Genomic DNA, 20501 nt, shown 5'->3' with positions numbered 1-20501 from the left:
CTATCCTCCCCCATGCCCACTTTCCTCATTGCTTCCCTCGGCTGTTCCAAAAACACCGTCGATTCCGATTCCATGGCGCAACTGCTGCGCCGCGACGGCTACACCCCCACCGACAACCCCGCCGAAGCCGATGTCCTCATCGTCAACACGTGCGGCTTCATCGCGGCTTCTCGCGCCGAATCGCTGGAAGTGCTACACGAATTCGCCACACAAAAGCGCCCCGGGCAGTTCCTGATTGCCGCGGGCTGCCTGACGCAGCGTTACGGCGAAGAAGTCGCTCGCGAAGTGCCCGGCGTGGACGCCATCCTCGGCACCCGCCGCTGGATGGACATCGTGGACGTCGTCCGCCGCCTGCGGGAAGGCCCGCACCCGACGCCCCTTTACCACCTGCCGGAAGCCCCCACTGTGGGGCGCGACGAGCGTGGCGTGCTGCGCGTCACCCGCCAGGGCGGCAGCGCCTACCTCAAAATTGCCGACGGCTGCCGCCGCAAGTGCGCCTTCTGCGCCATCCCACTCATCAAAGGCACCTTAGTCTCCCGCCCCCAGGAAGCCATCCTCGCCGAGGCGCGCGCCCTGCAGGAAGCCGGTGTGCAGGAAATCATCCTCATCGCCCAAGACACCACCGACTACGGCCACGACCGCGGCGAACGCGACGGCCTGGCTTCCCTGCTGGAAGCCCTCACCGCGGCCGTGCCCGACATTCCGTGGATCCGCGTGATGTACGCTTTCCCCGGCTATGTCACCGACCACCTGATCGAGGTCATGGCCACGCGCCCGCAGATCGTCCCTTACCTGGATATGCCCCTGCAGCACGCCCACCCGGCGACCCTGCGGCGAATGCAGCGCCCCGCCAACCTGGATTGGGTACACCGCACGCTGGAAAAAGTGCGCCGCGCCATGCCCGAAGTGGCCCTCCGCACCACTTTCATCGTGGGCTACCCCGGCGAAACCGAAGCCGAATTCCAGGCTTTGCTGGATTTCGTGGAAGAAATCCGCTTCGACCATGTAGGTGCGTTCCAGTTTTCTTTCGAACCCGGCACCCCCAGCGAACCGTTGGGCGACCCCATCCCGCCGGAAGTCAAGCAGGAACGCTGGGAGCGGCTGATGGCAACCCAGCAAGCCATTTCGCTGGAACGCAACCAGGCCCTGGTGGGCAAAGTGCTGGACGTGCTGGTGGAAGGTCACGATACAGAAACCGGCCTTGCCATCGGGCGCACCTACCGCGACGCCCCCGAAATCGACGGGCTGGTGCTGGTGGAAAGCGATCTACCCGTAGGGCAACTGGTGCCCGTCCGCGTCACGGGGGCAATGGCTTACGATTTGGTCGGCGTTCCAGCACGCGGGCGGTAAGCTCTTCAGGCATCTTCCCCCGCCAGCCTCAAAATTCGTTGCCGAATATCCGCCGACAACCACATCCCCGCCTCGGCCAACCGATCCACGTAAGGCGCCAACAGCGGTGCCAGGCCAGCCTTTTTCCCCTCCAACAAGACCCGCAAAGTCCCCCACACCTGCAACCCCGCCGCCTCGGCCACCCGACGAGCTAACAGATCGTCCAAAAGAATCACCCGTTCTGGATTTGCCAACCCCAACGCCATAGCAGCCAACTCCCCTTTCCCTAAATCCAGGGCAAACCATTCGGCAGGCAGATGCTCAGGGTTGACCCGCTTCACCCATGAATAACCACCCAGCCGCGGGACGTCATACCCCCGCCGCCGCCCTTCTTCCAATTCCGCGATGACAGCATCGGGAACCCAGACTTCCTCGAACAATGCCCCCAGCCACTCTATCACCCCAATGCGGTAAAGGTAAAGCAACGGCGAGGTATTACTGATAGCTTTCCTCACCCGCGGCCTCCAATGCTTCCAATTCCGCCTGCAAAGGGAACACTTGATACCGATTGAGGCTCAACAGAAATTCCACTCGCGGCACCCCGGCCAATTCGGCAGCACGCCCCGAAGACAAGCGCCCCATCTCATATAACTTGACCGCCGCCAACATGCGCAATTCGCGCGCGAAAGCCTCGGCATCCATCTTTTCCGCCAACAGCACCTTTTCAGGAATATCTAAAAGCACTCTGCGCGTGCCCATCTCACGCTCCTCCTCAAACCATTTCGCTTTTTGCGGTCCCGACATTTAGAGTATAGCATAAGCCTTCCTCCCATGCCGTATAATGAAAGCAACAGCGCGCCAAAGTTGCCCAGGCGCACTTCCATCAATCTATCCTCGCCGTTTCAGGCAGGACACCTCCCCTGACAATCCGACCTATGCGCCTGATTCTGACCCACGAACAAGCCGATTTCGACGCCATCGCCTCCCTGCTGGCCGCCCGCCTGCTGGATGAGCGCGCCATCGCAGCGCTGCCCGTGCGCGTCAACCGCAACGTGCGCGGCTTCCTCACCCTCTACGGCGCCGACCTTCCCCTCACCCCCTGGCACGACCTGCCTCGCGACCCCATCGAGCACATCACCCTGGTCGACACGCAAACCCTGCCTTCCGTGCGCGGGCTTTCCCCAAAAACGCCAGTGCAGGTCATCGACCATCATCCCCGCCGCCCCGACCTCCCCGACCACTGGCGCGTCCACACCGAGCCGATCGGCGCCACTACCACTCTGCTGCTGGAAGCCCTCCAGGAGCGCCACCCCCACCTCACACCCATCCAGGCCACCCTGCTGCTGCTCGGCATCTACGAAGACACCGGCAGCCTGAGTTACGAGGAAACCACCCCGCGCGATGTGCGCGCCGCGGCCTACCTGCTGGAACAGGGCGCTTCGCTGCGCCTGGCGCACGAATTTCTCAACCCGCCCCTCACCCCCCAGCAGCAGGTGGTCTACGACATCCTGCTCGCCAATGCCGAAATCCGCAACATCCACGAGGCGGCCATCGCGGTGGCCCACGCCGAAGTCGAAGGCCTGACCGACGCCATCTCGCCCTTAGCCCACAAACTCTACGAAACCCTGGAACCCGATGCGCTTTTCGTGCTCGTCAGCGTGGCAGCAGGGGTACAGATGGTGGCCCGCGCCAGCGGCGACCGCATCGACCTGCCCGCCATCGTGGCGCACTTTGGCGGCGGGGGGCATCGCCGCGCCGCGGCGGCCCTGGTCAAAGGCGCCACTGTGGAAGACGTCCGCGCCCAGCTGTGGGAAATCATCCCCCGCCATGTGCGCCCGCCCCTCACCGTGGGCGACATCATGTCCCGCCGCCCGCAGGTACTTTCCCCCGACACACCCATTGAAGAAGCCGACCGCCTGATGCGCACCTTTGGTTACGAAGGCTACCCGGTGGTGGAAAACGGCCGCGTCGTCGGCCTGCTTACCCGCCGCGCCGTCGACCGCGCCCTCGGCCACGGCCTGCACCTGCCCGTCGGGCGGGTCATGGAAGCCGGGGAGGTTACCGTCCGCCCGCAAGATTCGGTCGTCCACCTGCAACAACGCATGACCGACACCGGCTGGGGGCAGATTCCCGTGGTGGACGAAGACGGCGAAATCATCGGCATCGTCACCCGTACCGACCTCATCAAGACCCTCGCGCCGCGCCCCCGCCGTCCCGGCCTGCACAACCTGGCCGCCCGCCTGGAAAGCGCCCTGCCGCCCGCCCGCCTGGCCCTCATCAAAGCCATCGCCGCCGAAGCCGAAGCGCAGCACCAGGCGCTCTACATCGTCGGCGGCTTCGTGCGCGATTTACTGCTGGAACGCCCCAGCCTGGATTTCGACCTCGTGGTGGAAGGCAACGCCATTGCCCTCGCCCACGCCCTGCGCCGCAGGTACGGCGGCCGCGTGACCGCCCACCGCAAATTCGGCACCGCCAAATGGCACCTCGCCCCCATTCGGGAAACCCTGACCGCAGCCCTGGCTTCCCTGAGCCCGCACGCCCAACTTGACCCCGCCGACCTGCCCGCGAGCATCGACCTGGTGAGCGCCCGCACCGAATTCTACGCCCGCCCTACCGCCCTCCCCACCGTGGCCCACGGCAGCATCAAACTCGACCTCCACCGGCGGGATTTCACCATCAACACCCTTGCCCTCCGGCTGGACGGGCGGCACTACGGCGAACTGCACGATTACTGGGGCGGCTTAGACGACCTGCAGCGGGGCATCATCCGCGTGCTGCACTCCCTCTCTTTCGTCGACGACCCCACGCGTATGCTGCGTGCTGTGCGCTTCGAGCAGCGTTTCGGCTTCCACATCGAGCCGCGCACGCTGCAACTGCTCCACGATGCCCGCGACCTGCTCGCCAAAATCTCCGGCGACCGCAATCGCCACGAACTGGACGCGATGCTGGACGAGCCACGCGCGGCGGCCATGCTGGCGCGCGCCGACCAACTCGGCCTGCTGGAAGCCATCTACCCTGGCCTGCGGTGGACGCCCGCTGCCGAAAAGCGCCTCGCTCACCTCCAGGAAGCCCCCTGGCCACCCCCGCCGCCGTGGGACGACCTGCCGTCGCGGCTGCGCGGCATTCCACTGAAGCGAGCCTTGGCCTATGCCCTCTGGCTGATGGGCACAGACGCCATTGCTCCCACACACCTGGCCGATCTCGCGGCGCGGCTGGGCTTCCCGCGGGCGCTGCGCGAAGTGGTGCAAAGTGCAGCCGCGCTCGCTGCCCGCGCCGACGGCCTCCTGCGCGGCCGCCCCAGCCAGGCCACCTTCCTGCTGGAAGAGCATCCCCTGGCCGCCGTGTACGCCCTCTACCTGGCGGCAGAAAGCGCCGACCTGCAAAAGGTGTTACGCGCCTACGCCGGGCAGTGGCGGCACATCCGCCCGCACACCGACGGCCACGCCCTGCGCGCTCGCGGCGTGCCTCCCGGCCCGCGCTACAAGCGCATCCTGCGCGCCCTGCGCGCCGCCTGGCTGGACGGCGAAGTCCACACGCCCGAAGAAGAAGCCCGCCTGCTTGCGTCTTTACTTGCCAGGAAGACAACCTCTGAATAACATCTTGACGCCTTGACGCCCCCTCTTTGCACCGGGGCTCTGCAAACCTTAGCGCTTGGCGTTACTCTTCGCGCCTCGGCGGTTAAAAAAGCCCCGCCCCTTTTCGGGGCGGGGGGCGAAAGCGCCGTGTAAACGGGTTTCCGAGGAGGCAACCGCTGGATGGATGGAGGTTTTTTACGCCACGGCGCGCGCCAACACAGGGCGGAACTTGTATCCGTAGATGATTAACCCCCGTTCTTCCCGGTCGTTACGCAATTTGCGGGTTACCATTTCCACCGGCATTCCCGGGTAAGGCTCCACGTCGCCCAGGTCGGTGAGTTGGGCGGTGAGTTTGGGGCCTTCGTCGAGTTGGATGAGGGCAACCACATACGGCGCCTGCTCGGCAAAGGCTTCAGGGGGTTGGCGCACGGTCGTCCACGAAACCACGGTGCCGGTGCCGACGAAGGTGTAAGTCTGCTTGGCTTCCAGGCCGCAGTGGGGGCACACATCCCGCGGGGGGAACAGTTTTGCGCCGCAGTGGGGGCAAACCTCGCCCTCCAGAGCGTAGCGCTGCTTGCGTAATCGCCAATGGCGTGAGATTTCCATCGCACACTCTCCTGCTTTCGGGGGTTCGGGCAGCCTTATTGTGTGCCTGCCAAACTCTCATAACCTCTCAAAACCGCAGATTTCACAGATTGCGCAGAAAAATGGTAATTACCTACGTGGTAGCAAAACGCCTCTGTGGGCAGTGTTTCTTTGGAGTGCGGCGACGAGTCGCCGCTTTCCAAAGCGGCGCCAAGGCACCGCACTCCAAAAAGCGCTTGCAAAGGGAGGTGCTCTCCGTGTCCTTGCTGTTCTCCGGGTGAGCATTTACAGGCCCAAGGCTAACCGCGACGCTTCTGGGTAGGTAATTACGAAAAATGCGTAATCTGCGTGCTCCGCGGTTCCACTAAACCGCTTCCAGCACAGCGGTCACGGCCAGGGAAGCCGGGCCGCTGAGGGATTGCACCAACGCGCGGCGGGCGCGAGGGATCTGGTTGTCACCGGCTTGGCCGCGGAGTTGCAGCACGGCTTCGGCGATTTGATAAAGGCCAGTCGCACCACCAGGGTTGCCGCGGGCTTTCAGGCCGCCCATGGTCAAAATCGGCAGGCTGCCATCTAAAGTGAGGGCATCGCCCTGGCCCAGTTTCCAGCCTTCGCCGCGGGGGGCGAAGCCGGCGGCTTCCAGAATCAGGGGCACGTACACCGAAAAGGCGTCGTAGAGTTCGAAAAAGTCCACATCAGCGGGGGCGCAGCCGGCGCGCTGACAGGCGGTTTCCACCGAGCGGCGCACCGCGGCGAAGTCGAGCAGGTCGTCCCGGTCGTGCCAGGCCAGGGTATCGTTGGCAATGCCGAAACCGGCAATTTTCACCAAAGGCCGAGCGGTCTTGGGGGGCAGCACATCCCGCCGGGCCACCAGCACCGCAGCCGCGCCGTCGGCGAGAGGTGCGGCGTCGAACAGGTTGAGGGGGTCGCTGACCATCGTCACCCGATGGTACACCGATTCCTTCACCGCCTTGCGATACATGGCGTAGGGATTGCCCACCGCGTTCTGGTGCGCCAGCAGCGGGAAGGCGGCAAAGGCTTCACGGGGTGCGCCGGTTTCCTGCATGTAGTGCTGCATGATGAGCGCAGCCTGCACCGCAGGCGTCACGCCCTGCTCGGCTTCGTAGTCCGCGTCGAGCACCGTGGCGGCCGCGCTTTCCACGCTGGCACCCACCCGATCGGTGGCCTTTTCCACGCCCACCGCGAGGGCTACATCCACCTCGCCGGAAGCCACGGCAAGGTACGCGGCGCGCAGCGCCATGCCACCCGAAGCACCGCCGGCCTCAATCGTGGCGGCTTCCACCCCGCGGAAACCGGCAAAATCGGCCACCAACGGGCCGATGTTGGCCTGTCGGGAAAGCACCGGCGCGTGCATGTTGGCAACGAACACGGCTTGCGGGCGCAGGCCCTCGGCCTCGTGCAGGGCTTTTTCGATGGCTTCCAGCGCCAGTTCGCGCAGGGAAGTCGCCCAATGTTCTCCTACCGGGGTCATGCCGATACCGGCAATCACAATTTCGCTCATATTGCCTCCAGGTTCACCAAACCGCAGATAACGCAGATTGCACAGATTTTTCTGCGTAATCTGTGAAATCTGCGGTTTTTATTTGAGAATCAGTTTGCCGCGCCAGCGGGTGTAGGTGGCGTAGTCGATTTCGGTGCGGCGGCGGATGTAATCCTGGGTGGCCGAAGCCAGATGGCGGCGTTCCAGAATGGCATCAGTGACGGTAAAGGCCATTGCGTCGGAACCCGCCCCCGAGCCGAAGGACACCATCAGGATGCGGTCGCCGGGCTGGGCCACATCCAGAATCGCGGTCAGCCCCACGATGGCCGCGCCGGAGTAGGTGTTGCCGATGACCGGCGAGAGCAGGCCGACTTCGGTTTGTTCGGGCGTGAACCCCAGCGATTTGGCGATGCGCTGGGGGAATTTGGCGTTGGGCTGGTGGAAGACCGCGTAGGCATAGTCCGCGGCGGTGGTGCCGGTGGCTTCCATGAAGGCGCGGGCCGCGTTGCCGATGTGGTGGAAGTAGGCCGGTTCGCCGGTGAAGCGCACGCCGTGTTCGGGGTAGTGCTGGTGGGCGCGGCGCCAGAAGTCAGGGGTGTCGGTGACGAAGGAAAGGGTGGCTTCCAGCACCGCGAGGCTGTTTTCCGCGGGGCCGACGACGAAAGCCGCGCCGCCCGCCGCGGCGGTGTATTCTAAGGCGTCGCCGGGGCGCCCCTGGGCGGTATCCGCGCCGATGGCCAGGGCGTAGTCGGCCATGCGGGAACCCACCAGCCCGAAGGCAGCCACCATGGCCTCGGTACCCGCCTTGCAGGCGAATTCCCAGTCGCCCGCCTGGGTGTAGGGCGTCGCGCCCAGGGCCTCGGCCACGATGGTGCCGGTGGGCTTGACCGCGTAGGGGTGGGATTCGGAACCCACCCACACCGCGCGCAGGTCGGCGGGGTCGATTTGCGCCCGTGCGAGGGCGTTGCGCGCCGCTTCAGTGGCGATGGTTACGGTGTCTTCATCGGGGCCGGGCACGGCCTTCTCGCGGATGGGCAGGCCGCCCTTGCCTTCCGTCCAGATGCGGGCAATTTCGTGGGCGGGCAGCCGGTAGCGGGGGATGTAAGCCCCGTAGCCCACGATGCCCACGGGGCGTTCCGGGCGTAGCAATTCGGTCATCGTTTCCTCCATCACTTAGGAAACCACAGAAGGCACAGATTTTTCACAGAAAACACAGAATTTTTTTCTGTGTTTTCTTGTATTTCTCTGTGGCCTCTGTGGTTACTTCCGCATTTGCGCCAGAATCTCCTGCGCTCGGTCAATGCGCACTTCGCCGCTCTCGGCCAGGCGGCGGGCGACTTCGGCGATTTCCTCACCCTCCGCGCCCGCGGCAATGGCGACCTGCCGGGCATGCAGGGTCATATGCCCGCGCTGGATGCCTTCGGTCGCCAACGCCCGCAGCGCGCCGAGGTTCTGCGCCAACCCCACCGCGGCGATGATTTCAGCCAACTGCGCCGCGGTCTGCACGCCCATCAGTTTGAGCGCGGCCTGCGCGGCGGGATGCACCCGGGTCGCGCCGCCCACAATGCCCACGGCTAAGGGCAGTTCCAGCGTGCCCACCAGGTTGCCGTCGGCGTCCTTCCCCCACGTGCTCAGGGAAGTGTAGCGCCCACTGCGGGCGGCATAGGCGTGCGCGCCGGCTTCCACCGCGCGCCAATCGTTGCCCGTGGCAATCACCACCGGGTCAATGCCGTTCATGATGCCCTTGTTGTGGGTTGCGGCACGGTAGGGGTCGGCGGCGGCAAAAGCCCAGGCCGCGATGATGCCGTCGCGCACCTCCTCGCCGCGGAAACCGTCGAAGGCCAGGGCTTCCACCGGCACGGTGCAGCGGGCGCGGGCAATGCGACGGTCGGCCAGGTTGGAAAGGATGCGCAGGTGCACCCGCCCACCGGTGAGGGCTTCCAGGCGGGGGGCAAGGCGCTCGCAGGCGGTGTTGACCGCGTTGGCGCCCATCGCGTCGCGCACGTCGTAAATCAGATGCACCACCAGGAAGTCGCCCAAGGCAGGGTGGTTGAGGATGCGGACTTCCAGGTCGCGCGCGCCGCCGCCCAGGCGCTGAAGCACCGGGTCGATAGCGGTAGCGGTTTCCAGAATTTCGCCGCGGGCTTCCAGAATTTTCAGCCGCGCTTCGTGGGGGTCGGCCACGTCCAGAATCTGGATTTGCCCGATCATTTCCGGCGCGCTGGTGTGGGCGGTAAAGCCGCCGCCTTTCCGCGCCAGTTTAGCCATGTAGGAAGCCGCAGCCACCACCGAAGGCTCTTCGATGGCCATAGGCACCAGCACCTCGCGGCCGTTGACCACGAAGTTGAGCGCGACGCCCAGGGGCAGGGCAAACGTGCCGACGACGTTCTCGATCATCGGGTCGGCCTGGGCGGCGGTGAGGCCGGGTTCGCCCACTAAGGCGGCAAATTCTTCCGGGGAAAGCAGCCCCATCGCGGCAATGCGCTCGCGGCGGGCTTCCAGAGGCAGGTTGTAAAAGCCAGGGATGCGGGAAGTCGGGTTCATGGTTTCACCTCGCAGGGGCGCAAAAAGCCCCTTGGCGGGGCGATGATACGGCCAAGGGGCTTTCAAAAACTCTCAAAAATAGGGAGGGTGAGGAGTTAAGGGGATTAGGGGATTGGGGGATTGGGGGATTGAGGAAACTGGCGCCTCGGCGTTAATGCTCGCGTTCATCCGCAGCCCCTGCGGAAGGGTCGCGCTTCTTCAGGGACGGTATTCGATGACCCGCGTAAGGGACGCACCCTGCTGCCCATCCTCGGCGTAAAGGGTGACCGTAAAGCGGATCCGCTGGGTGTGGTCGCCGATGCCGCCATTATAAGCGATATAAGCGCCGCCGCCCGGCGGGATGGAACTCAGGTCGTACACCAGGCTGCACGTGCCCCGCGTGCTGCTGAAGACATCGCCCGAAGCGCCACCGTTGGCTGAGGTGGTCAGGTTTTTGAGTTGCATGGAAAAACTCTGCCATGGCACGTCACCAGTATTGGATATCTCAATGAAGAAAGCGTCAGCGCCACTGCAATCTTTAACCGTGATACCTTTGATCACAAAATCCGCCACAGGCGTAGGCGTCGGCGGGGGGGTGAAGACCGGCAGGGAAGCCGTTTCCCCGGTCACGGTGGCGTACTGCCCCCACACCCAGCACTTGCTGCCCGGCCTGTCGGGGTTGGGAATGTACCAGAACTGGCCGTAGGGGTCGCGCGCCAGCACCTCGGCGGTTTCCCCCACCAGCAACGCGCCCACGCGGTCATAGGCATCGCCGGGGCCGGTGCGGCAGTTGGTGTTCACCGAAACGCTGATCATCGGAGTGGAAGGCGTGGGCGTGGGCACAACCGTGGGGGTCGGGCTGGCCGTAGGAGAAGGCGTCGGCGTCTCGGTGGGAGGCAAGGCCGCGGAGGTCGCAGGAGGCGCGTTTTGGGTCAGCGCGGCCATCGCGGTACCTGCTGCCGCGGTCAACACGGCCGGCGGGAAGGCCGTAGGCTTTCCCTGGTTTTGCGCCGCGATCACGGTTTGAGCCGCCGCGGTCAGCAAAACCGGAGGAACCTGAGACGCCGCTTGCTGGGGTGGGCGTTGTGCCCCTACTGAAAAACTACAAGCCATCAGAACAACCAGCACAAACCCGAACAGAGCAACACTTACTCGTTTTGAAAGCATCGTTTCTCCTTTGACGCCAAAGGTGCGCCGCCGTGCTACGGAAGGTTGTATTCGGCCGTAGAGGTCACGGCCTGCCCGCGTTGATGTGTATCGGTATACAGGGTAAGGGTAATCCGCACGTGGTGGCCGGGGGTGCTGGCAAAGTTGCCCACATACGCCGTCTGACCAGCCGGAAGTGTAGGGACAACGAGCGAGACACAGCGAAACGCGGCAGCAAAACCATCGCCGGTGTAAGTCGCGGCCGCGCTGGTGGTCAGGTCCACCACCTCTTCTTTCCAACTCTCCCAGGTGAGGCCGCCGGTGTTCTTCACCTGCAGGGCATACCAATGCGCGCCTCCACACACGACGTGTCCCAGGCCAGTGATGGCAAAGTTCGCCGCGGGTGTAGGCGTCGGCGGCGGGGTGAAAACCGGCAGCGATGAAGTATCGCCGGTCACGGTGGCGTACTGCCCCCACACCCAGCACTTGCTGCCCGGCCTGTCGGGGTTGGGAATGTACCAGAACTGGCCATACGGGTCGCGCGCCAGCACCTCGGCGGTTTCCCCCACCAGCAACGCGCCCACGCGGTCATAGGTATCGCCGGGGCCGGTGCGGCAGTTGGTGTTCACCGAAACGCTGATCATCGGAGTGGAAGGCGTGGGCGTGAGGGTGAGGGTCGGCGTGGGGCTGAGCGTGGGCGAAGGCGTCGGCGTTCCCGTTGGCGCGGCGGCGAGAAAAGCCGCTGCTGTTTGAGTCATCGCGGCAATAGCCGTGCCCGCGGCCATCGTCAGTGCCGCGGGGGGAACTGCCGTCTCCTGAAGGCCAGCGCCACCCCCGGATGGGGGAGAGGCCACAGGCCCACCCGTCGGCGAATTCCCTTGCGGCAGGTTGCATGCTAAAACTGCAACGAGCACTACGGTCAACAACCAACCTTTCTGTGCCCGAAACCACCGCATTTCCTTCCTCCTCATGGCTTTGAACGCGCCCCAGTGGCTGTACAGGTTACGTTGCCCCCTGGCACCAACGTCTCATGCTGCCCCGTGGGCAGCACGACAGCCTTCCTCCTGCGGGCGAAACACAAACACACCTGTTTTCATTATACAGGCATTTACCCGTTTTTCGCGCCGCCCCCGCTCCCACCGCCCCAGAAGCACGGCTATACGAAGCGCGCCGACGCACTTTCTGGCACGAAAACATGCTATAATCACCTCATGCGACTCAAACAGCGGCGCACGTGGAGCCTGCTCCTCTTGCTCATCCTCGGCACCGCGCTTGCCCTGTCGCTCTCGGCAAGCCGGTTGTTTGCCGCGGAAGACGTCCGCTACTTCCCCCAAACCGGCCACACGGTGCAAGGCGATTTCCTCGACTTCTACCGTGCCTGGCCCGAGGCGGCGCTGCTGTTCGGCTACCCCATCACCGAGGCCTTCCAACGGCAAGGCCAAACCATGCAATATTTCCAACGGGCGCTCTTCCAACAAGGCCCCAACCACGCCTCGCCCACCCTTGCCAACCTGGGGCGGTATTTCTACGAACACCCCGGCAAGGGCCTGCATCGCGAACCGCTGTCGCAAAGTTTCCTCAACGGGGCCGGGTGCAAAGCCTTCCCCGACGTGGAGGGGGCGCTGCACCCCGTGTGCTATGAATTCCTGCGCTTCTACCAGCAACACCGCACCGTGCTGGGGCAGGTGGTCAGTGACCCGCTGCTGGAAAACGGCGTGCCAGTGCAGTATTTCGAAGAGGCCCGGCTGGAATACCACGCCCGGGAAGGCCGCGTGGTGCTCAGCAATTTAGGGGAATGGTACTTCCAGCAGAACGAACACGACCCCCAACTGCTGCGCCCCTTGCCCGCGGGTGGGGAAGCCCCGCTGCGTCGCGCCGTGCTGACGCTGCGCGTGATGGCAACCATCACGCCGGTGCTGGCCCACCCGGGAGACCAGGTTCACCTCATCGTCTGGGTCACCGACCAGTTAGGCCAGCCACTGGAAGGAGCCACAGTACAACTGCAGTTCACCAACACGTTGGGCGAGCCCCTCACCGCCCCTTTCACACCACAAGCCTTTACCACCGACAACGACGGCTGCCTCAATGTGTGGCTGCCCGTCCCAACCTATCGCGGTCACATTGCCGTGCGCATACGCGCTACCTTCGACGGCATCACGGGGGAAGCCGAAACTGCCTTCCGGGTATGGCACTGACCTCCCCGGGTTGCACGAACAACCGTGCTATAATCGTGTTATCCTGACCTTGTGCTCCACTTTCGCGCCTTATGCCCAGAAAACCTCAAACCCGTTCTGCTTCTAAAACCAGCAAGCGCAAAAAAAGCAGCAAAGCCGCGCGGCCAGCCTCACGACGCGCAAAAAAGCAGACGCCTGCCGCCACGCCGCCCAAGCCCCGCCTTTCCCCGGAACGCAAACACGACCTGGGCGGCGCCGCGCTGACAATCGCGGGGCTGCTTACCCTTGCCAGCCTGGTATGGCCCCAGGGGACGGCATTGCACCCCTGGGCGGCCTTCTGGCAACGCGCCTTAGGGTGGGGCCTGTGGCTCTTCCCGCTGTGGTTGCTGGTCCTGGGGCTGGGCATCATCTTCCGGCGGAGCACGCGCTTCCCCACGCTCAACGCCGAGCGCGTCAGCGGTTTGATGCTGCTCTATGCCACTGTGCTGGCCGTGTTGCACCTGCCGCTGCTGGAAAGCACCCGCAGCGCCACTTTCGCCGCGGCCGCGCAGGGGCAAGGTGGGGGCTACGTCGGTGCGCTGTTGTTGTGGGTGCTCACCACCACCCTCGGCCGGGCGGGGGCAGCCGTGATGCTGCTGGCCGGCGTCGTGCTGGGGCTGGCCTTCACCCTCAATCGCCCTGTGGCCGATTTGTTCCGCTGGCTGCCGCCGGTCTTCCGCCGCCTCCGCCACCACAGCGCGCTGCTGCTGGCACGGCTGCGCGCCCGCCTGTGGCCTTCCCCAGCCACGCCCTCTTTCGCTGCGCCCGCCATGTCACCCTCTTCCCCGCCCGCGCCTGCCGGCGAGGCCGCCCCTTTGCCGGAAGCCGAAGCCAACGCGCAGGCCGTCGAAAAGCCAGTGTGGGTCTTGCCCGACATTGCTGAAATGCTCGACGAATCGCCCACCGAAGCCTACCAGCAGGAAGAAACCGAAGCCCGCGCCCGGCTGATTGAAGAAACTTTGGCCCAGTTCAACGCACCGGCCAAAGTGGTGGAAGTGCTACGGGGGCCCACCGTCACCCTTTACGGCGTCGAACCCGGCTATGTCGAAAGCCGCAAAGGGCCAATGAAAGTGCGGGTTTCCAAAATCGCCTCGCTGGCCGACGATTTAGCCCTGGCGCTTTCCGCCAAGCGGGTGCGCATTCAAGCCCCCGTACCGGGCAAAGGCTATGTGGGCATCGAGGTCCCTAATGAGGAAGCCGCGCCCGTCACGCTGCGCCAGGTCATCGAAAGCCCCGCCTTCCGCAAGGTTAAATCGCCGCTCCGCTTTGCGCTGGGCAAGGATGTTGCCGGCCACGCCGTCGCCGCCGACCTGGCGGCCATGCCCCATCTGCTCATCGCCGGGGCGACGGGCTCGGGCAAATCGGTGTGCGTGAACGGCATCATCACCTGTCTGCTGCTACACAACACGCCCGACGACCTGCGCCTGCTGCTGGTGGACCCCAAGCGGGTGGAACTGAGCGGCTACAACGGCATTCCGCACCTGCTGGCCCCTGTGGTGGTCGATTTAGAGCGGGTCGTGGGTGCGCTGCAATGGGTGACGCATGAGATGGAACGGCGCTACAAACTCTTTGCCAAAGCGGGCAAGCGCCATATTGCCGATTACAATCAGGAAGTCGAGCGCAGCGGCGGCGAGAAACTGCCTTACCTGGTCATCATCATCGACGAACTGGCCGATTTGATGATGCTGGCCCCAGACACCACCGAGCGCACCCTCACCCGCCTGGCGCAACTGGCGCGCGCCACCGGCATCCATGTCATCATTGCCACCCAGCGCCCATCGGTGGATGTGGTCACCGGGCTGATCAAAGCCAATTTCCCGGCGCGCATTGCCTTCGCCGTGGCTTCCACGGTCGATAGCCGCGTGATCCTTGACCAACCTGGCGCCGAGCGGCTGTTAGGGCGGGGCGATATGCTCTTCATGGCCCCCGACGCCCCCGAGCCAGTACGGTTGCAGGGGGTGTTCGTCGCCGACCACGAAATTCGGCGGGTGGTGAACTACTGGCGCAACTTCGGCACGGCCGGGGTGCCGGGCATTGGCGGCATTGTGGACGCGCCGCCCGCGGGCATTCCCCTGAAGCAAAAGCCCATTTGGGAAGAAATGGAAGCGGAGCCACAACCTCAAAAGCCCAAAGACCCCCTGTGGGAACAAGCCGTGGCGCTGGTGCGGAAGGAAGGCAAAGCCTCGGCCTCGCTGCTCCAACGGCGCTTGCGCATTGGCTACACGCGCGCCGCCCGCCTGGTCGATGCGATGGAAGACGAGGGCATCGTGGGGCCACCCCACCCCGGCAGCGGCGTGCGGCCTATCTTGCCGCCGAAGGACGAGGCTTCGGACAATCAGACCTGACAGGTTTTGAGAAACCCTCCAGGTCTTACGGCGAAAAACACGACAAAAAACGCCCGCTGGTTGCAAAGCCAGCGGGCGTTTTGATTAGCGAGAAACGCCTTTAGTCCAGGCGCCCCGTGATGATGGCGCGCTTGACCTCGGCAATGGCCTTAGTGATTTGAATTTCGCGCGGGCAGGCCTCGGTGCAGTTGAAGGCCGTACGGCAGCGGAAAACGCCGCTCTCGCCCGCCAAAATCTTGAGCCGCTCGGCGGCCGCGCGGTCGCGGCTGTCGAAAATGAAGCGGTGGGCATTGACAATCGCCGAAGGCCCAACGTAACTGTTGTCGGCCCAGAAAGTGGGGCAGGCCGTGGTGCAGGCACCGCAGAGGATGCACTTGGTGGTGTCGTCGAAGCGTTCCCGCTCCTCAGGCGACTGCAACCGCTCACGACCGTCTTCCGGCAACGGTTCATCGTTGACGAAGTAGGGCATGACCTTGCGGTAGTTGTCGAAGAAGGTGGTCATGTCCACCACCAGGTCTTTCACCCGCGGCAGGCCCAGGATCGGCTCAACGGTGATTTCCTTGCTGGTGTCGAGGGTCTGGAGCAAGGTCTTGCAGGCCAGCCGGTTACGGCCGTTGATGCGCATGGCGCAGGAACCGCAGATACCGTGGGCGCAGGAGCGGCGGAAGGTCAGCGTGCCGTCTTCGTGCGCTTTGATCTTTTCCAGCACGTCCAGAATGCGGTCGGTCGGCTCCGCATCGAGAGTATAGCGCTCGTAATGCGGCTGGGCGTCTTTTTCGGGGTTATAGCGTAAGATTTTCAAGGTGACTTGCATCGCGCCGCCTCCTTAGTACACGCGTTCCTTGGGCTCATACTTGGTGAGCACAACAGGCTTGTAGCGCAGTTCGATTTCGCCGTCGCGCCGCCAGGCCATCGTATGCTTCAGCCAGTTTTGGTCGTCCCGCTTGGGGAAGTCATCGCGAGAATGTGCGCCGCGGCTTTCCTTGCGGGCCAACGCCGAGGCCGCAGTCACTTCGGCGATATCCAACAAGTTGCCGACTTCCCAGGCGGTCAGCAGGTCGGTGTTGAAAGTCTTGCCGCGATCGTCGATGTGAATGTGCTGAAAACGCTCTTTGAGTTCGCGGATTTTATTCAACGCCTCCTGCATCCCTTCCTCGGTACGGAAGACGCCGACCTTGTCCATCATCTCATGCTTCATTTCGGCGGCGATGTCGGCGACGCGTTCGTTGCCTTTGCTGTTGAGGATGGCATCCAGTTGAGAGCGAGCGAAGTCGGCGGCGTCGCCGGGCAACGGCTCGAATTCGGCGCCGGTCGCATACTCGGCGGCGTGGACGCCGGCTTCCTTACCAAACACCACCAGGTCGAGCAACGAGTTGGTGCCCAGGCGGTTGGCGCCGTGCACCGAAACGCACGCGTTTTCGCCCGCCGCATACAGGCCCGGCACCACAGCGCCTTTTTCGTCCGCGAGCACCTCGGTCTTGAGGTTGGTGGGGATGCCGCCCATCGCGTAGTGCGCCGTAGGCTGCACCGGCATCGGCTCCTTCACCGGGTCTACACCCAGGTAGGTCTTGCAGAAGTCGATGATGTCGGGCAGTTTGTGGAGGATTTCCTCGGCCGTCACCTGGTAAGGCGTACCATCGGGGTTGGTGCGCCCATCGATCTTGGCATATTTGTTCACAGTCTCGGGGCGGACATCCAGGTAAAGGTAGCGCTGGCCGTTGATGCCGCGGCCTTCCTTCATTTCGATGTACATGGCGCGGCTGACGACATCGCGGGAAGCCAGGTCCTTGACGTGGGGCGCGTACTTCTCCATAAAGCGCTCACCCTTGTCGTTGATGAGCACACCGCCTTCACCGCGCACACCTTCGGTAATCAAAATGCCCAGTTTGTAGATGCCCGTGGGGTGGAACTGGAAGAATTCCATGTCTTCCAGCGGCAGGCCCTTGCGCAGCACAATTGCCGCGCCGTCGCCGGTATAGGCGTAAGCATTCGAGGTGATTTCCCACACACGGCCCCAACCACCAGTTGCCATAATCACGGCCTTGGCGTGGAAGACATGCAAGTCGCCGGTCGCCAACTCAATTGCCACCACACCGGCTGCTTTGCCGTTGACCATGATGAGATCCAGCACCTGGAACTCATCGAAGAAGGTCACATCGTTTTTGATGCACTGCTGGTAAAGGGTTTGCAGAATCATGTGCCCGGTGCGGTCGGCGGCGTGGCAGGCGCGGCGCACCGGTTTCCCGGTTTCGTTGTTCGTGTGACCGCCGAAGGGGCGCTGCAAAATGCGGCCCTCGGGCGTGCGGTCAAAAGGCAAGCCCATGTGTTCCAGTTCATAGACCAGTTCCGGGGCCTTGAAGCACATGAATTCGATTGCGTCCTGGTCGCCCAGGTAGTCACTGCCCTTGACGGTATCGTAAGTGTGCCACTCGGGGCGGTCCTCTTCAATGTTCCCCAGGGCTGCGCTGATGCCGCCCTGGGCCGCGCCCGTGTGGGAGCGGGTGGGATAGAGCTTGCTGATGACGGCGGTGGAGGCCTTTTGGGAAGCGTAAAGGGCTGCCATCAAGCCTGCGCCACCAGCACCAACAATCACGACTTCGTACTGATGGGTTTTGACGCTCATCATTCCAACTCCTTCAAAGGGATGCTGGCCTACGGTTTAGCCGGCAGGTGGGGTGAATGCGAAAATCGCGATAGTGCCCCAAATCGTCACTGCCGCCCAAGTGATAAAGAGGATCCAATTCAACGCTCGACGGCCGCCGGCACTATGAATAAAGTCGTACAGCACTTGCCGCACCCCGTTCATGCCGTGGGCAAACGCGAAAAACAACATCAGGAAATCGTACACTCGCCAAAAGCCACCGTTCCACCGCCCGGCCACATAAGGTATATTGATCTTGTAAACACCCACCAAAATATCCTGAATGAGCACGTGGATCCACACCAGGATGAAAATCAGTATGCCAGAGTAGCGCATCCATTTCCAGGAAAAGGATTCCCAGGTCTGGGGAATGTCTAACGATTTCGATTGGGTGGTCATATCAAACCTCCTCACAAAACACCAACGGCCCTCAGCCGCCCATGTGTTCCAGAATATGGCTGGCCATGATCCAGGCCGACGGGAGCCACAGCACCATCGTAATGATCCACGTCCAGATCACCGATTTGCGGTTGACCTCAATGCTCCACATCTCCGGGTTCACCATATCAAAATAGATCACCCGCAGCCCATTCAAGCCATGATAGATGACCGAGAGCACCAACAAAATCTCACCCAGGCCAAAAATGGGCAGACGGTAGAGATCTACCGCATGGACATACCACTCGGGCTTGAAATACACCAACGCTGTATCGGAAACGTGGATAATGAGGAAGAGGATTACGCCTAAGCCTGTCAGACGATGGAGCACGAAGGCCCAATTGCCTAACCCCTGGTACTTGACGTAGCCCTCACGCGTGGTTTTGAAGGACATACGAGACCTCCTCACAAAAAGGATCGTGCGGGCAAAATCCATCGGGCATGGCCGCTCTCGCGACCATGCCCGACGCGCATCAGTCGTCCATGTGCTGGACGATGGCTTCACCAAATTCCGAGCACTTCAGCAGGGTCGCGCCTTCCATCAGGCGGTGGAAATCGTAGGTCACGGTCTTGGCCTTGACGGCGCCGGTGATGCCCTTCCAGATCAGGTCAGCGGCCTCGTCCCAGCCCATGTAGCGGAACATCATTTCGCCGGAGAGGATGACCGAGCCGGGGTTGACCTTGTCCAGGTCGGCATACTTGGGCGCGGTGCCGTGGGTGGCCTCGAAAATCGCGTGGCCGGTGTCGTAGTTGATGTTCGCGCCCGGCGCAATGCCCATCCCGCCGATTTGGGCAGCCAGGGCATCGGAGAGGTAGTCGCCGTTCAGGTTCATCGTCGCCAGGACGTCAAACTCGCGCGCGCGGGTAATCGTCTGCTGGAAGACGATGTCGGCAATCGTGTCTTTGATGAGCAGCTTGCTCTTCCACTTGCCATCGCCGTGGGTCGGCCACAGTTTCAGGGCATCTTTCACTTCCTGAATGACTTCCTGTTTCTTGTCGGGGGCCAGCATCTCGAAGCCGGGTTCAATCATGCGGGCGTTTTCTTCGTCGCTCAGGTTGGGGTTCTTTTCCTTGTTGCCCAAAATCCACGATTCGCGCTCGGTCACAATTTCGTTGCGGAATTCGCGCTTGGCAAGGGCATAGCCCCAGTTGCGGAAAGCGCCTTCCGTGTACTTCATGATGTTGCCCTTGTGCACCAGGCTGAGGCGCTTGCGGCCATTCGCCAACGCCCACTTGATCGCCGCACGCACCAGACGCTCGGTGCCTTCCTTGGAGACCGGCTTGATGCCAATGCCCGCCGTGTTGGGGAAGCGCATCTTGGCATACTCTTCAGGGAAGTTCTCCTTGAAGATCCTCATGAACTTTTCCCATTCCGGCGTGCCCATCTGGAACTCGATGCCGGTGTAAATGTCTTCCGTGTTCTCGCGGAAGATCACCATATCCACATACTCGGGGTGCTTCACCGGGGAAGGCACACCATCCACGTATTTCACCGGACGCTGGCACACATACAGGTCCAGGTGCTTACGCAAGGCAACGTTAAGCGAGCGGATACCGCCGCCGATAGGCGTGGTCAACGGGCCTTTGATGCCCACGATGAACTCCCGGAAGGCCTTAATCGTCTCTTCCGGCAGCCATTCGCCAAACTTGTGGTACGCCTTTTCACCGGCATACACTTCCATCCAGTAGATCTTGCGCTTGCCCTTGTAGGCCTTTTCGACCGCGGCATCGAACACGCGCGACGCGGCGCGCCAGATGTCGCGCCCCGTACCGTCGCCCTCGATGAAGGGAATGATGGGATTGTCGGGAACAATCAGCTTGTCCCCCGGCTTGGTGATTTTGGCACCGCCTTCCGGCACTTCGATAATCGTGTAACCCATTTTTTGCCTCTCCTTGCGTTGGTTTGGAATCACGTCGGGACGTGTGAATCGGCACACGGTTTCCATTATATCACCGTGCTTTAATTAGAAAGAGTGACAATCGTCACCGGATTTGCGCGCCACAGCGCGCAGGCGCAGCCACGCGAAGCAAAGCGTGCCCCCCCGCCGCGCTGGCCTTTCAGGGGAGCACTCAAATGTTGTAGAAAAGGAGTCCTCTGGTATAACAGAGATAAACGCATCATCTATCTCTCACCAAAGGACTCCCAAATGAAGTCTACCACAGAACGCATCACCCAAATCAAAGACCTCATCGTTGCTGAACTTC

At 63.0% G+C, this 20501-nt stretch carries 17 protein-coding genes; 4 read left to right on the top strand and 13 right to left on the bottom strand.

Translation table 11 applies throughout. The features are described 5' to 3' along the window. The first annotated feature begins 12 nt into the window (after positions 1-12). The gene (rimO, locus tag ENJ54_01925) at positions 13-1350 is read left to right on the top strand and encodes a 30S ribosomal protein S12 methylthiotransferase RimO (protein HFC08603.1); all 1338 of its coding nucleotides are present in this window, start codon (positions 13-15) and stop codon (positions 1348-1350) included. Positions 1351-1355: 5 nt separating this feature from the next. Here the strand turns inward: rimO and ENJ54_01920 are convergent, their stop codons facing one another. Together ENJ54_01920 and ENJ54_01915 are read right to left on the bottom strand one after the other, a co-directional pair. After that, a complete protein-coding gene (locus tag ENJ54_01920; GenBank protein HFC08602.1) occupies positions 1356-1844 on the bottom strand; it encodes a DUF3368 domain-containing protein in 489 nt (162 codons plus the stop codon). Then, entirely contained in the window at positions 1825-2088 is a 264-nt protein-coding gene (locus tag ENJ54_01915; GenBank protein ID HFC08601.1) for a UPF0175 family protein, read from the bottom strand. Before ENJ54_01915 ends, ENJ54_01920 begins: the two co-directional genes overlap by 20 nt. A 176-nt stretch (positions 2089-2264) precedes the next feature. Between ENJ54_01915 and ENJ54_01910 the strand changes: the two genes are divergently transcribed. Next, complete coding sequence (locus ENJ54_01910; GenBank protein ID HFC08600.1) at positions 2265-4925, top strand: CBS domain-containing protein; 2661 nt, start codon at positions 2265-2267, stop codon at positions 4923-4925. Between the two features lie 174 nt (positions 4926-5099). Here ENJ54_01910 and ENJ54_01905 read toward each other — a convergent pair whose 3' ends face one another. The 6 genes from ENJ54_01905 to ENJ54_01880 form a co-directional block, all read right to left on the bottom strand. Next, positions 5100-5510, bottom strand: a complete 411-nt coding sequence (locus tag ENJ54_01905; GenBank protein ID HFC08599.1) for a Zn-ribbon domain-containing OB-fold protein — start codon at positions 5508-5510, stop codon at positions 5100-5102. Positions 5511-5853: 343 nt separating this feature from the next. Beyond that, entirely contained in the window at positions 5854-7011 is a 1158-nt protein-coding gene (locus ENJ54_01900; protein ID HFC08598.1) for a thiolase domain-containing protein, read from the bottom strand. A 78-nt stretch (positions 7012-7089) separates the two neighbouring features. After that, positions 7090-8148 carry a hydroxymethylglutaryl-CoA synthase gene (locus ENJ54_01895; protein ID HFC08597.1) on the bottom strand — a complete coding sequence of 353 codons (1059 nt, stop codon included), beginning with the start codon at positions 8146-8148 and terminating at the stop codon, positions 7090-7092. A 102-nt stretch (positions 8149-8250) separates the two neighbouring features. After that, positions 8251-9534, bottom strand: a complete 1284-nt coding sequence (locus ENJ54_01890; protein HFC08596.1) for a hydroxymethylglutaryl-CoA reductase, degradative — start codon at positions 9532-9534, stop codon at positions 8251-8253. 198 nt (positions 9535-9732) lie between these two features. Then, positions 9733-10680 carry an SH3 domain-containing protein gene (locus ENJ54_01885; GenBank protein HFC08595.1) on the bottom strand — a complete coding sequence of 316 codons (948 nt, stop codon included), beginning with the start codon at positions 10678-10680 and terminating at the stop codon, positions 9733-9735. A 35-nt stretch (positions 10681-10715) separates the two neighbouring features. Beyond that, positions 10716-11615: an SH3 domain-containing protein gene (locus ENJ54_01880; protein HFC08594.1), complete on the bottom strand. Its 900-nt coding sequence runs from the start codon at positions 11613-11615 to the stop codon at positions 10716-10718. 255 nt (positions 11616-11870) lie between these two features. Here ENJ54_01880 and ENJ54_01875 point away from each other — a divergent pair, with 255 nt between their 5' ends. Both ENJ54_01875 and ENJ54_01870 read left to right on the top strand, forming a co-directional pair. Then, positions 11871-12854 (top strand): hypothetical protein, encoded by a 984-nt coding sequence (locus ENJ54_01875; protein HFC08593.1) that lies wholly within the window; start codon positions 11871-11873, stop codon positions 12852-12854. A 71-nt stretch (positions 12855-12925) separates the two neighbouring features. After that, complete coding sequence (locus ENJ54_01870) at positions 12926-15217, top strand: DNA translocase FtsK (protein HFC08592.1); 2292 nt, start codon at positions 12926-12928, stop codon at positions 15215-15217. A 100-nt stretch (positions 15218-15317) separates the two neighbouring features. Here the strand turns inward: ENJ54_01870 and ENJ54_01865 are convergent, their stop codons facing one another. Genes ENJ54_01865 through ENJ54_01845 form a run of 5 tightly spaced genes read right to left on the bottom strand, consistent with a single transcriptional unit; the run spans position 15318 to position 20176 of the window. Next, complete coding sequence (locus tag ENJ54_01865; protein ID HFC08591.1) at positions 15318-16031, bottom strand: succinate dehydrogenase iron-sulfur subunit; 714 nt, start codon at positions 16029-16031, stop codon at positions 15318-15320. Positions 16032-16043: 12 nt separating this feature from the next. Further along, on the bottom strand, positions 16044-17843 hold the full coding sequence (locus ENJ54_01860) for an FAD-dependent oxidoreductase (GenBank protein ID HFC08590.1): 1800 nt from the start codon (positions 17841-17843) through the stop codon (positions 16044-16046). Positions 17844-17876: 33 nt separating this feature from the next. Next, a complete protein-coding gene (locus ENJ54_01855; GenBank protein ID HFC08589.1) occupies positions 17877-18257 on the bottom strand; it encodes a succinate dehydrogenase in 381 nt (126 codons plus the stop codon). 31 nt (positions 18258-18288) lie between these two features. Next, positions 18289-18732: a succinate dehydrogenase, cytochrome b556 subunit gene (sdhC, locus tag ENJ54_01850; GenBank protein ID HFC08588.1), complete on the bottom strand. Its 444-nt coding sequence runs from the start codon at positions 18730-18732 to the stop codon at positions 18289-18291. Positions 18733-18769: 37 nt separating this feature from the next. Beyond that, a complete protein-coding gene (locus ENJ54_01845) occupies positions 18770-20176 on the bottom strand; it encodes an NADP-dependent isocitrate dehydrogenase (GenBank protein HFC08587.1) in 1407 nt (468 codons plus the stop codon). Between the last annotated feature and the right edge of the window lie 325 nt (positions 20177-20501).

The organism is Chloroflexota bacterium, from assembly GCA_011322445.1.
In the GTDB taxonomy this organism is placed as follows: domain Bacteria; phylum Chloroflexota; class Anaerolineae; order Anaerolineales; family DRMV01; genus DRMV01.
The sequence above is the reverse complement of the archived record's forward strand: the minus strand, read 5'-3'. Positions and strand labels throughout refer to the sequence as shown.